The following is a 13,404-nucleotide window of genomic DNA, read 5'->3' as shown; positions in this document are numbered from 1 at the left end:
CCACCTGCAGGTCGCCCTTGTATCTGTTTGAAAGTCTCAATCAACTGATTGAAAAATACTTGCCAGAGGAGCAGATCAAGCGCCTCCAGCAAGCCTACCTTGTCGCACGTGATGCCCACGAGGGACAGACACGCTCCAGCGGTGAGCCTTATATCACCCACCCGGTTGCCGTGGCCTGTATTCTGGCGGAAATGAAGCTCGACCATGAAACTCTCATGGCCGCGCTGCTGCATGACGTGATCGAAGATACGCCTGCCACTTACCAGGACATGGAACAACTGTTCGGTAAAAGCGTGGCGGAACTGGTCGAAGGCGTTTCCAAGCTGGATAAGCTGAAATTCCGCGACAAGAAAGAAGCGCAGGCAGAGAACTTCCGCAAGATGATTATGGCGATGGTGCAGGATATCCGCGTCATTCTCATCAAGCTGGCTGACCGCACCCACAATATGCGCACTCTCGGCGCATTACGCCCGGACAAACGTCGCCGCATCGCGCTGGAAACGTTAGAGATTTACAGTCCGCTGGCGCACCGCCTGGGTATTCATCATCTTAAAACAGAGCTGGAAGAGCTCGGTTTTGAGGCCCTCTATCCGAACCGTTATCGGGTCATTAAAGAGGTGGTGAAAGCCGCGCGCGGTAATCGTAAAGAGATGATCCAGAAGATTCTTTCTGAGATCGACGGCCGTTTGCAGGAAGCGGGCATTCCCTGCCGCGTCAGCGGGCGTGAAAAGCATCTTTACTCGATTTACCGCAAAATGACGCTGAAAGAGCAGCGTTTTCACTCGATCATGGATATCTATGCCTTTCGCGTCATCGTGAAAGATCTGGATACCTGCTATCGCGTTCTGGGCCAGATGCACAGTTTGTATAAACCGCGTCCGGGCCGCGTCAAAGATTACATCGCCATCCCCAAAGCGAACGGCTATCAATCGCTCCATACCTCAATGATTGGTCCGCACGGCGTGCCGGTCGAAGTACAGATTCGCACCGAGGATATGGATCAGATGGCGGAAATGGGGGTCGCTGCGCACTGGGCTTATAAACAGGCGGGCGAAAGTGGCACCACCGCACAGATTCGTGCTCAGCGCTGGCTGCAAAGCCTGCTGGAGCTGCAACAGAGTGCGGGCAGTTCGTTTGAATTTATTGAAAGCGTGAAGTCCGATCTCTTTCCCGATGAGATCTACGTCTTTACACCTGAAGGCCGTATTGTTGAACTGCCAACCGGTGCGACGCCGGTGGACTTCGCTTATGCGGTCCACACCGATATCGGCCATGCCTGCGTTGGCGCACGCGTTGACCGCCAGCCTTATCCGCTGTCGCAAACCCTGACCAGCGGTCAGACGATTGAGATCATCACCGCGCCAGGCGCCCGTCCTAACGCCGCCTGGCTCAACTTTGTCGTCAGCTCCAAAGCCCGCGCAAAAATTCGTCAGCTGCTGAAAAACCTCAAGCGCGAAGACTCCGTCAATCTGGGTCGCCGCCTGCTCAGCCATGCGCTGGGCGGCAGCCGTAAACTGGCTGAGATCCCGCCTGAGAATATCAGGCAGGAGCTGGATCGTATGAAGCTGACCTCGCTTGACGATCTGCTGGCAGAAATCGGTCTGGGCAATGCGATGAGCGTCGTGGTGGCGAAGAACCTGTTGCAGGCTGACAGCAACGCCATCAGCAGCAACAGCAAGCGCGGTAAACTGCCGATCAAAGGTGCAGATGGCGTGTTGATTACCTTCGCCAAATGCTGCCGTCCGATTCCCGGTGACCCGATTGTTGCCCATGTCAGTCCCGGCAAAGGGCTGGTGGTGCATCATGAATCCTGTCGGAATATTCGCGGCTACCAGAAAGAGCCTGAAAAATTCATGCCGGTCGAGTGGGATAAAGTCACCGAGCAGGAGTTCGTGGCGGAAATCAAAGTCGACATGTTTAACCATCAGGGCGCACTGGCTAACCTGACGGCGGCAATCAACACGGCCGGTTCCAATATTCAGAGCCTGAATACCGAAGAGCGTGATGGCCGCGTTTACAGCGCCTTTATCCGCCTGACCGCACGTGATCGCGTCCATCTGGCGAATATCATGCGTAAAATTCGCGTGATGCCGGATGTGATTAAAGTCCATCGTAACCGTAATTAGGCATGAACGATCAACGATTTGCCCGGATTCAGGCGATGCTGGCACTGCGCCAGCACGATCTCACGGTCTGTATGGAGCAGGTGCATAAGCCGCACAATGTTTCCGCAGTGATCCGCACGGCGGACGCCGTCGGCATCCACGAAGTGCATGCCGTCTGGCCGAGCCAGCGGATGCGCACTCAGGCTTCCGCATCTGCCGGAAGCAACAGTTGGGTGAAAGTGGTCACCCATCCCACCATCGGCGATGCTGTAAAAAAGCTCAAACAACAGAAGATGCAGGTTTTAGCGACCCATCTCTCTGCCGATGCCGTGGATTTCCGTGAGATCGATTATACCCTTCCGACCTGCATCCTGATGGGCCAGGAAAAAACCGGCATCACCGAAGAAGCGCTGGCGCTGGCCGATCGGCAGATTGTGATTCCGATGGTGGGTATGGTGCAGTCGCTGAATGTCTCGGTCGCCTGCGCGCTGATCCTGTATGAAGCACAGCGGCAGCGGCAGAACGCGGGTCTGTACCTGCGCGACTACAGCCTGCTGGACGAAGATGAGCAGCAACGTCTGTTGTTCGAAGGCGGATTCCCGGTACTGGCGCGGGTCGCAAAACAGAAAGGTTTACCCTATCCGCGCATCAATGCGCAGGGCGAAGTCGACGCCGATCCCAGCTGGTGGGCAACCATGCAATCGACCGGTAAAAGAAGATGAAAGGCCGTCTGCTGGATGCCATACCGCTCAGTACCCTGACCGGCGTCGGTGCCAGCCAGGCGGCAAAGCTGGCCAAAATTGACCTGCATACCATTCAGGATCTCCTGCTTCATCTCCCGCTACGCTACGAAGATCGTACCCAACTTTATGCCATTGATGATCTGCTGCCCGGTATCTGGGCCACAGTAGAAGGCGAAGTGCTGCACACAGATATCACCTTTGGTCGCCGCCGGATGATGGTGTGCCAGATTAGCGATGGCAGCGGCGTACTGACGATGCGCTTCTTTAATTTCAATGCCGGGATGAAGAACAACCTGTCGCCGGGCCGGCGCGTCACCGCGTATGGTGAAATTAAACGCGGTCAGCGTGGCGCTGAGATTATCCATCCCGAATACCGGATCCAGGGCGAACAGAGCAATGTGACGCTGGAAGAGACCTTAACGCCGGTTTATCCCACCACCGAAGGTATTCGGCAGGCCACGCTGCGTAATCTCACCGATCAGGCACTGACGCTGCTGGAGAGCTGCCCGATTGCCGAACTGCTGCCGCAGGAACTGAGCGGCGGTTTAATCAGCCTGCCAGATGCGCTCCGCACGCTGCATCGTCCCCCACCCGATCTAAAACTCAGCGAGCTGGAGAGTGGTCGTCATCCGGCACAACGCAGATTGATTCTGGAAGAGCTGCTGGCGCACAACCTCAGCATGCTGGCGGTACGCGCCGGTGCTCAGCGCTATTACGCTTTACCGATGCTTCCCCGGCACAACCTTAGCGACCAGCTGCTGGCTGCGCTGCCCTTTTCACCGACCAATGCGCAGAAACGCGTGGTGGCGGAGATAGAGAAAGATCTGGCAAATGACTTTCCGATGATGCGGCTGGTGCAGGGTGACGTCGGCTCGGGTAAGACACTGGTCGCCGCCCTCTCTGCGCTGAACGTGATCGCACATGGTAAGCAGGTTGCTCTGATGGCGCCGACCGAACTGCTGGCTGAACAGCACGCCAGTAACTTCCGCCAGTGGTTTGCGCCGCTGGGCATTGAAGTGGGCTGGCTGGCCGGAAAACAGAAAGGCAAAGCCCGCCAGGCACAGCAGGAAGCGATAGCCAGCGGTCAGGTGGCGATGGTGGTGGGCACACATGCCCTGTTTCAGGAGCAGGTGCAGTTCAACGGTCTGGCACTGGTCATTATTGATGAGCAGCACCGGTTCGGCGTCCACCAGCGACTGGCGCTGTGGGAGAAAGGTGAGGAGCAGGGCTTCCATCCGCATCAGCTGATCATGACCGCCACACCAATTCCGCGCACCCTGGCGATGACCGCGTATGCCGATCTCGATACCTCAACCATCGATGAGCTGCCGCCAGGACGTACACCGGTGACCACCGTGGCTATCCCCGATACCCGACGCGATGAGATTGTGGCGCGGGTTGAGCATGCCTGCCGCGAAGGGCGTCAGGCCTACTGGGTCTGCACCCTGATTGAAGAGTCAGAATTGCTGGAAGCACAGGCGGCAGAAGCCAGCTGGGAATCCCTGAAAACGGCGCTGCCCGACTTAAACATCGGGCTGGTGCATGGCCGTATGAAGCCTGCGGAAAAACAGGCGGTGATGCAGGCGTTTAAAGCGAATGAACTGCAGCTGCTGGTGGCGACGACCGTAATTGAGGTTGGCGTGGACGTGCCGAATGCCAGCCTGATGATCATCGAAAACCCGGAGCGGTTAGGGCTGGCGCAGTTGCATCAGCTGCGGGGCCGTGTGGGCCGTGGTGCCGTGGCATCACACTGTGTACTGCTCTACAAAGCGCCGCTGAGCAAGACGGCGCAGAAGCGTTTACAGGTGCTGCGCGACAGCAATGACGGCTTCGTCATTGCCCAGTTCGATCTGGAGATTCGCGGGCCGGGTGAACTGCTGGGCACGCGTCAGACCGGCAATGCCGAATTTAAAGTGGCCGACCTGCTGCGCGATGCGGCGATGGTGCCCGAAGTTCAGCGTGTGGCGCGCCACATCCACCAGCACTATCCCGAGCAGGCCAGCGCATTGATTGAACGCTGGCTGCCAGAGAACACCCGTTATACCAACGTCTGAATGATCCCCATCTGATTCGGCTTTTTTATCCCTGTCGGGCAAACGATTGCTTTTAGCCTGCGGATGATTACAATCGCCACATTATTTTTTGGGAAGAACAGAAGATGTCCACTAATCCGCAGCCAGAACAGCCTTCCGCCACGCAAAGCGAACTGATTTATCGTCTTGAAGATCGTCCTCCCCTGCCACAAACGCTGTTTGCCGCCGGTCAGCATCTGCTGGCGATGTTTGTCGCGGTCATTACCCCCGCGATTCTGATTTGTCAGGCGTTAGGGCTGCCCGCAGAGGATACCCGGCACGTGATCAGCATGTCGCTGTTTGCATCGGGTGTGGCATCACTGCTGCAAATCAAAACATGGGGACCGGTGGGTTCGGGCCTGCTGTCGATTCAGGGCACCAGCTTCAACTTCGTTACGCCCTTGATTATGGGCGGCATGGCGCTAAAAAATGGCGGCGCTGACGTGCCCACCATGATGGCGGCGCTGTTTGGTACGCTGATGGTCGCCTCCTGTACCGAAATGGTGCTGTCACGCGTATTGCACCTGGCGCGCCGGATCATCACGCCGCTGGTTTCCGGTATCGTGGTGATGATTATCGGCCTGTCGCTGATTCAGGTGGGGCTGACCTCCATTGGCGGCGGTTTCAGCGCGATTAACGACCATACTTTTGGTGCGCCGAAAAATCTGATGCTGGCAGGGGCTGTGCTGCTGGTGATCGTGCTACTTAACCGGCAGAAGAACCCCTACCTGCGCGTTGCCTCCCTGGTCATTGCCATGGCGGTAGGCTATCTGCTGGCCTGGGCGATGGGCATGCTGCCTGCCGCCGGCATCCCCACCGATCAGCCGCTAATCGTGGTGCCGACCCCGCTCTATTACGGGCTGGGCTTCGACTGGAATCTGCTCATCCCGCTGATGCTGGTGTTTATGGTGACCTCTCTGGAGACCATCGGCGATATCACCGCTACCTCGGATGTGTCAGAGCAGCCGGTCAGCGGACCCCTCTATATGAAACGCCTGAAAGGCGGCGTGCTGGCGAATGGCCTCAACTCCTTTGTCTCCGCGCTGTTTAATACTTTCCCGAACTCCTGCTTCGGTCAGAACAATGGCGTCATCCAGTTAACCGGTGTTGCCAGCCGCTACGTCGGCTTTGTTGTCGCGCTGATGCTGATTGTGCTGGGGCTGTTCCCGGCGGTCAGCGGACTGGTGCAGATGATCCCTGAACCGGTACTCGGCGGCGCCACCATTGTGATGTTCGGCACTATCGCCGCTTCGGGTGTCCGCATTGTGTCACGCGAGCCGCTTAACCGCCGCGCCATCATGATTATTGCGCTGTCGCTGGCGGTGGGCCTGGGCGTTTCTCAGCAGCCGCTGATCCTGCAGTTTGCGCCTGACTGGCTGAAAACCCTGCTCTCTTCCGGTATTGCGGCGGGCGGTATTACCGCTATCGTACTCAACCTGATTTTTCCGCCAGAGAAGTAAGGCCAGAGGCAGGCTTCGGCCTGCCTGCTAATTATTCGGATTTACATCCAGGCTGTTGAGCTGTAACGGTAATTCAGGCATAACAACCTCTCACCGGATTTAACTCGGGAAGGATGCTATGAAATTTATTGGAAAGTTTTTCCTCACCTTACTTTTGCTGCTGCTTTTCACCCTGGTCGTGATCTATGTTCTGTTGCAGACACAGTGGGGTGCAGGCTGGTTTAGCCGTTGGGTGAGTGACAAAACCGAATGGCATCTCTCCCTGAGTAAAATTGAACACAATTTCTCCTCTCCCTCTCATATCATTCTGGATGACTTCAGCTTTGGTCACGATGGACAGCCTGCAGTTCTGGTGGCGAAACGGGTCGATCTCGGTCTGGCACTGATTCAGTTCAGCGATCCGCTGCATTTCAGCAGCCTTGAGCTGCGAGATGGAGAAGTGAATCTGGCCAATCTGGCGCCAGGCAGCGCGCTACCGATTCAGGCCGATCGCCTGCAACTCAACAATATGCGTATCGACAGCCCCAACAGCGCGTTACCGCTGTTTGCTCAGCAGGTTAATGGCGGCATTCTGCCGTGGAAACCCACTGCCCTTGATATGCTGGGCCGCGATGCCCGCTTCCAGATGAGCGCAGGCAGCATGACACTGAATAATGTGCCGGGTGAAAACGTACTGATCCAGGGCAGTGTCTCCCAGGGTCGGATGCGCTTTGACAATATTGGTGCCGACCTGGCGCGTGGCTCCATGACCGGCAACGGTGAGCGCGATGCCCAGGGCAACTGGAAAATTAATCAGCTGCGCCTGAACGACATCCGTCTGCAGACCACCAGCAGCCTGAAAGATTTCCTGCATAGCCTGCAGGTTGTCCCCTCGATTGCTATTACGCGACTCGACATGACCGATGCCCGCCTGCAGGGGCCTGACTGGGCGGTAACGGATCTGGATCTGACGCTGAGAAACGTTAACTGGCAGGATGATGACTGGCAGAGTAACGATGGTTCGCTGGCGCTGAATGCCAGCAATTTTATCAACGGTGGATTCGAACTAAATGACCCCATCGTTAACCTGGACTTCTCACCGCAGGGCGTGGCACTGACGCAGTTCAGTTCACGCTGGGCAAATGGGGTAATTCGGGCTGACGGTGACTGGTCGCGTAGCGATAAACGCCTGACACTGAAAAACCTGGCGGTGGCGGGACTGGAATACACTCTGCCGCAGGACTGGCGCGATCGCTGGCAGGCGACACTGCCCGCATGGCTGGATAGCGTAGAGGTGACGCGCTTCACCTCTAATCGAAACCTGATTATCGACATCAATCCGGCTTTTCCCTTCCAGCTGACCTCACTGGATGGATCCGGTGAAAACCTGCTGCTGGCGCAGCAGCATCAGTGGGGGATCTGGTCGGGTAAACTCAGCCTGAACGCGGCAGAATCAACCTTTAATCGCACCGACCTGCGTCATCCGTCGATTGCGCTGAGCGCTGACCAGCAGCAGATTCAGGTTACGGAGCTGAGTGCATTCAGTAATAAGGGTCTGCTCGAAGGGACGGCCACCGTAGGCCAGCAGCCAGCCCGTCCGCTGACGCTGCAACTGACAGGTCGTGCTGTACCGGTGAATGTGTTGCAGAACTGGGGATGGCCCGCGTTGCCGTTAACCGGTGACAGTAATATGCAGCTGCAGCTGAACGGTGCATTAACCGCAAATCAGCCGCTGCGCCCGACGGTTAATGGCAGTTTGTCAGTGACAACCGACAGTCAGCAACTGCAGCAGACTATGCAGGCAGGCGAGGTACGTTAACAACAGATCAGGGCCGCTGAAGCGGCCCTGATGATTAGTTGATACGCGCGCCGGACCCCCCCTCTTCCAGCGGCCCGTCAGGATCGGCGGGCAGGACGATATAGACCCCTTCAAACACCGCGCCACACTCATCATTGCCAAAAAGCTCAACTTCGAGCTGCACACGCGCTTTACGTCCGCGCGCCAGGCGGTCGAGATCGCCGCTTAATGAGCCCAGATCGGCAATCGCGCCAGGCCGTCCGCTGATGGGGTGACTGTAGCGAATGTGCGCATCCGCCAGAATAATGGTGCCACCCAGATGACGCTCGCGCAGCAGCAACCAGATCAACCCCCAGCCGGTCAGCGTTGCCAGCGAAAACAGGCTGCCAGCGAACAGCGTCTGGTGTGGATTCTGGTTGCCCGCTTCAGGCATGGTGGTGATAAATTTTTGCCCGGTAAACTGCAGAATACGGACGCCCATCTTTTCGCTGAGCGGGATATGATCATACCAGGCCTGTTGCAGCTGACCGCACCAGTCGGCGCGATGCAGGATATCGTCAAGCGTGACGACCGGTTTGATCATCAGAAAGTGACGAACCGGCGTCGTCTGCGGCGCGGTAATCTCGCCCTGATTGATGTAGCCGAGTTTAGCGAAGAAAGCGACAGCATCTTCGCGGGCGCTGCAGGTTACCCGCTTAGCCCCTTCCTGACGCGCCACGGATTCCAGCGTCATCGCCACCAGGGTACCCAGTCCCTTGCCCTGAACCGAAGGATGAACGGCCATGAAGCGGATAGCGGCCTCATTGTCGGCATTAATATAGAGACGGCCGATGGCGACCGGATTTCCCTGCTCATCAACCACCATCTGATGATGCGCCAGCGCATCCCAGGCGTCACGTTCCGACCCCTGCGGCTGACGCAGAGGTTTACGCAACATCTCCCAGCGGAACTGATAATAGATATCCAGCTCTTCCGCCGTCTGTGGCACGCGAAGGTGATACATGTAATGTTTCTCCCGCTCGGATGTGTGGCCAGTTCCCTGCCGCTCAGCTGACGTTCTCACACCTGTAACCAGAACGTCACAGGACCATCATTCACCAGCGAGACCTGCATATCCGCAGCAAAACGGCCATTAGCCGTGGTGATGCCCTGCTTGCGACAGCAGTCGCTGAAATATTCATACAGCCGCTCGGCTTCAGCGGGCTCGGCGCCACCCGAAAAGGAGGGACGCATCCCTTTTTGGGTATCTGCGGCCAGCGTAAACTGTGACACCACCAGCACGCTTCCGCCCGCCTGGCGAACACTCAGGTTCATTTTGCCCTGCTCATCACTAAAGATGCGATAGCCCAATACGCGTTCTGCGAGACGTTCCGCACGCGCGTTGTCATCGCCCTTTTCCACGCCCAGCAAAACCAGTAAACCGGCATCAATTTCACCGACCACTTCCTGATTGACGCTGACGCTGGCGCGCTGTACGCGTTGAATCAATGCAATCATGTTTCCTCGCGTTGCTCCTCTTTGTGTTGCTGCTTTAACTGCCGATAATCGGCTAACGCAACGGTGATTTCCGCGCCTAACAACACAATACACCAGGTCCAGTAGACCCAGAGAAACAGAATGGGGATCACGGCCAGTACGCCGTAGATCAGCTGATAAGAGGGGAACATAGTAACATAGAGCGCAAAGCCCTTTTTGCCCAGCTCAAACAGCGCACCGGCAACCAGCGCGCCAATCAGCGCATCGCGCGGCGGCACTCGCTGGGTAGGAACGATGCTGTAGAGCAACCAGAAGGCGAGCCACGACAGCAGGAGCGGGAAAATACGCAGCATCTGATCGACCAGGCTGGTGACGCCTGTCGCGTTAATCCAGCGCAGCGACAGCAGATAGGAGCTGATCGCCAGACTGGCACCGGCCAGTAACGGGCCAAGTGTCAGGATCATCCAGTAGACCGCAAAGGAATAGACCATCGGCCGCTTCTTGTTGCTGCGCCAGATGGTGTTTAACGCGGTATCGACGGAATGCATCAGCAGTAAGGCGGTAACGATCAGGCCGACCGCTCCGACCGCCGTCATCCGGTTTACGTTAGCCACAAACTGCTCAAGATAGCGTTGCAGCGTGTTACCTGCAGCCGGCATCAGATTGGTAAAGACAAAGTGCTTCAACTGCACGCTGATATCAGAGAAGACCGGAAACGCCGCAAACAGGGCAAACACCACCGCAATCAGCGGCACCAGCGCCAGCAATGAGACATAAGCCAGATTACCGGCCTGGGTCGTCATGCCATCCTCATCAATGCGTTTCCACAACAGTTTGAGCCACAACCAGAACGCATGCAGCCCGGGACGAAATTTACGTGACATCATGAATTACTGTTGACCTGCAAACCAGTTGGGTACCGTTTTACTGTCAGTAACCAGTACACTTTCAATACCCAGGGCGCGGGCCGCCTCAATATTCTGTGGATTATCGTCAAAAAATACCGCCTGATCGGCAGCCACACCTTCTGCGTCCAGCACATGCTGATAAATCCGGGCTTCCGGTTTACGCATGCCCAGCTCCTGGGAGAGATAGAGCTTGTCGGCTGCCTGCTGCACGTCCGGATACTGTGTTGGCCAGAATTCGCAATGCAGTTTGTTGGTGTTAGAGAGGATCACCACCCGATGGCCCTCCAGCCGCAGCCGGTTCATCAGCGCCAGGATTTCCGGACGCACGTCAACGAATACCGCCTGCCAGCCAGCGGCAAACTGTTCATAGCTCAGCGCGATTTCCAGCTTTTCACACAGCGCCAGCGCGAAATCTTCATCGCTGATCTCGCCACGTTCGTGTTGTTCAAACGCCTCATCCATCTGAAAATGGCTTTGCAGCGAGGCCAGCGGCACACGACTAAGGTCACTCCAGACACCCAGCACGCGGTTAAAGTCGATATCGATAATCACATTGCCCAAATCAAAGATATACAGCATGGTGTGTCTCCTTCTGTTCCCTGGAGTATTCACTCTAGCGGCAAAAGGGCAGGCTGAACAGGCACTCGCGGAGAGAAAAGCGTAAACGGCAGCGGGCAGGTAAAAAGCGCGACATATCCCACAAATAATCGCTGGCCCGGCTGAAGAGGCAGGAATTTCAGGCAAAAAAAAAGCCCCGCAGGCGGGGCTCTTTATCAGTTAAAGGCGCAATTATGCGTCTTTAGGACCACGTGATGCACGTTTACGGTCATTTTCAGTCAGGTGACGTTTACGGATACGCACTGACTGTGGTGTAACTTCTACCAGTTCGTCATCATCGATGAACTCGATCGCCTGCTCAAGGGTCATCTTGATTGGCGGAACCAGCGTCGTGGCTTCATCAGTACCTGAAGCACGCATGTTGGTCAGTTTCTTACCGGTCAGGCAGTTAACTGTCAGGTCGTTAGAACGGCTGTGAATACCGATGATCTGGCCTTCATAGACTTCTGCACCGTGACCCAGGAACAGCTTACCGCGGTCCTGCAGGCTGAACAGTGCAAACGCAACTGCTTTACCCTGACCGTTGGAGATCAGTACGCCGTTCTGACGCTGGCCCACTTCGCCCGCACGAATGTCATCGTAGTGGCTGAAGGTAGAGTAGAGCAGACCGGTACCGGAAGTCATGGTCATGAATTCGTTACGGAAGCCGATCAGGCCACGGCTTGGGATCACGTAGTCGAGACGTACGCGGCCTTTGCCATCCGGATCCATGTTTTTCAGATCGCCCTTACGCTCACCCATGGCTTGCATGACTGAACCCTGGTTGTTCTCTTCGATATCCAGCGTAACGTTCTCGAATGGCTCCTGTTTACGGCCATCGATTTCGCGGAAGATAACTTTCGGACGGGATACCGCCAGTTCGAAACCTTCACGACGCATGTTTTCGATCAGAACTGACAGGTGAAGCTCACCACGACCTGATACGCGGAACGCGTCAGCATCTTCGGTTTCTTCAACGCGCAGTGCCACGTTGTGAACCAGTTCTTTGTTCAGACGCTCAAGGATCTGACGTGACGTCACGTACTTACCTTCTTTACCGCAGAACGGTGAGGTGTTGACGTTAAAGAACATGGTAACTGTTGGCTCATCGACACTCAGTGCTGGCAGCGCCTGCACGTTCTGTGGATCACAGATGGTGTCAGAGATGTTCAGCTCGCCCAGACCGGTGATAGCAATGATATCGCCCGCTTCTGCCAGGTCGCTGTCGATACGCTCAAGACCCAGGTGAGTCAGGACTTTACCGACTTTACCGTTACGGGTTTTGCCTTCGCTATCGATGATAGTGACTTGCTGGTTAGGCTTAACTTTACCGCGCTTGATACGGCCGATGCCGATCACGCCCAGGTAGTTGTTGTAGTCCAGCTGAGAGATTTGCATCTGCAGTGGGGCGTCAGCCTCAACCTGCGGAGGTGCAACGTGGTCGACGATCGCCTGATACAGCGGGGTCATATCGTCAGCCATGTCGGTGTGCTCAAGACCAGCAATACCATTCAGCGCAGAGGCGAAAATGATAGGGAAGTCGAGCTGCTCATCAGTAGCATCCAGGTTAACGAACAGGTCAAAGACCTGATCAACAACCCAATCCGGACGCGCACCAGGGCGGTCTACTTTGTTGATAACCACAATCGGCTTCAGACCATGCGCGAACGCTTTTTTGGTCACGAAGCGGGTTTGCGGCATAGGGCCATCCATCGCATCTACAACCAGCAGCACCGAGTCCACCATGGACATGACGCGCTCAACTTCACCACCGAAGTCGGCGTGTCCCGGGGTATCAACGATGTTGATACGGTAGTCATTCCACTTAATGGCGGTGTTTTTTGCGAGGATGGTAATCCCACGCTCTTTCTCCAAATCATTGGAGTCCATCACGCGCTCTGTTGCTTCGGTACGGGCATCAAAAGTACCGGATTGTTGCAGCAGTTTGTCAACCAGGGTGGTCTTTCCATGGTCAACGTGCGCGATGATGGCGATGTTACGCAAATTTTCGATCACAGCTTTGCCTCAGGCATTAGAAATAGCGCGTTATTGTACACTGATTAAGCGGAAGACTGAACACGATCACACTTTTCACTGAAAGTTTATTGCATGGAGGCCAATTTGCCCTGTTACCGGTGCAGAAAATGCACTAAGTTGGTCTGATGCACCAAAATAGTGCCGTCAGATGACCATTAAGCACCACAGTGGTGCAATAAAACGATCGTGGTGCAGCCGCTTTATGACAAAAAGGTGCACCACAAGGCGA

At 56.0% G+C, this 13,404-nt stretch carries 10 protein-coding genes; 5 read left to right on the top strand and 5 right to left on the bottom strand.

The features are described from left to right. Positions 1-17 precede the first annotated feature (17 nt). From spoT to HFD95_RS19175, 5 genes are all read left to right on the top strand, one after another. Positions 18-2,126 (top strand): bifunctional GTP diphosphokinase/guanosine-3',5'-bis pyrophosphate 3'-pyrophosphohydrolase, encoded by a 2,109-nt coding sequence (spoT, locus tag HFD95_RS19195; RefSeq protein ID WP_010258411.1) that lies wholly within the window; start codon positions 18-20, stop codon positions 2,124-2,126. 2 nt (positions 2,127-2,128) lie between these two features. After that, complete coding sequence (trmH, locus tag HFD95_RS19190; protein WP_010258414.1) at positions 2,129-2,827, top strand: tRNA (guanosine(18)-2'-O)-methyltransferase TrmH; 699 nt, start codon at positions 2,129-2,131, stop codon at positions 2,825-2,827. Further along, complete coding sequence (gene recG, locus HFD95_RS19185) at positions 2,824-4,902, top strand: ATP-dependent DNA helicase RecG (RefSeq protein ID WP_010258417.1); 2,079 nt, start codon at positions 2,824-2,826, stop codon at positions 4,900-4,902. Before trmH ends, recG begins: the two co-directional genes overlap by 4 nt. Positions 4,903-5,006: 104 nt before the next feature. Next, complete coding sequence (locus HFD95_RS19180; protein WP_010258420.1) at positions 5,007-6,380, top strand: NCS2 family protein; 1,374 nt, start codon at positions 5,007-5,009, stop codon at positions 6,378-6,380. Between the two features lie 118 nt (positions 6,381-6,498). Then, a complete protein-coding gene (locus HFD95_RS19175) occupies positions 6,499-8,178 on the top strand; it encodes an AsmA family protein (protein ID WP_167430621.1) in 1,680 nt (559 codons plus the stop codon). Positions 8,179-8,212: 34 nt separating this feature from the next. Here the strand turns inward: HFD95_RS19175 and fabY are convergent, their stop codons facing one another. The 5 genes from fabY to typA form a co-directional block, all read right to left on the bottom strand. Further along, positions 8,213-9,160, bottom strand: coding sequence for a fatty acid biosynthesis protein FabY (gene fabY / locus HFD95_RS19170; RefSeq protein WP_010258423.1), 948 nt, complete (start codon positions 9,158-9,160; stop codon positions 8,213-8,215). A 56-nt stretch (positions 9,161-9,216) separates the two neighbouring features. Beyond that, positions 9,217-9,654, bottom strand: coding sequence for a D-aminoacyl-tRNA deacylase (gene dtd, locus HFD95_RS19165; RefSeq protein WP_022624890.1), 438 nt, complete (start codon positions 9,652-9,654; stop codon positions 9,217-9,219). After that, a complete protein-coding gene (locus HFD95_RS19160) occupies positions 9,651-10,520 on the bottom strand; it encodes a virulence factor BrkB family protein (protein ID WP_010672108.1) in 870 nt (289 codons plus the stop codon). The genes dtd and HFD95_RS19160 overlap by 4 nt, the downstream gene beginning before the upstream one ends. Before the next feature lie 3 nt (positions 10,521-10,523). After that, complete coding sequence (gene yihX, locus HFD95_RS19155; RefSeq protein ID WP_010258428.1) at positions 10,524-11,120, bottom strand: glucose-1-phosphatase; 597 nt, start codon at positions 11,118-11,120, stop codon at positions 10,524-10,526. Between the two features lie 210 nt (positions 11,121-11,330). Continuing rightward, positions 11,331-13,154 (bottom strand): ribosome-dependent GTPase TypA, encoded by a 1,824-nt coding sequence (gene typA, locus HFD95_RS19150; RefSeq protein WP_010258429.1) that lies wholly within the window; start codon positions 13,152-13,154, stop codon positions 11,331-11,333. Positions 13,155-13,404 lie beyond the last annotated feature (250 nt).

It is taken from the genome of Pantoea sp. EKM10T, assembly GCF_011800685.1.
Lineage (GTDB): Bacteria > Pseudomonadota > Gammaproteobacteria > Enterobacterales > Enterobacteriaceae > Pantoea > Pantoea agglomerans.
The sequence above is the reverse complement of the archived record's forward strand: the minus strand, read 5'-3'. Positions and strand labels throughout refer to the sequence as shown.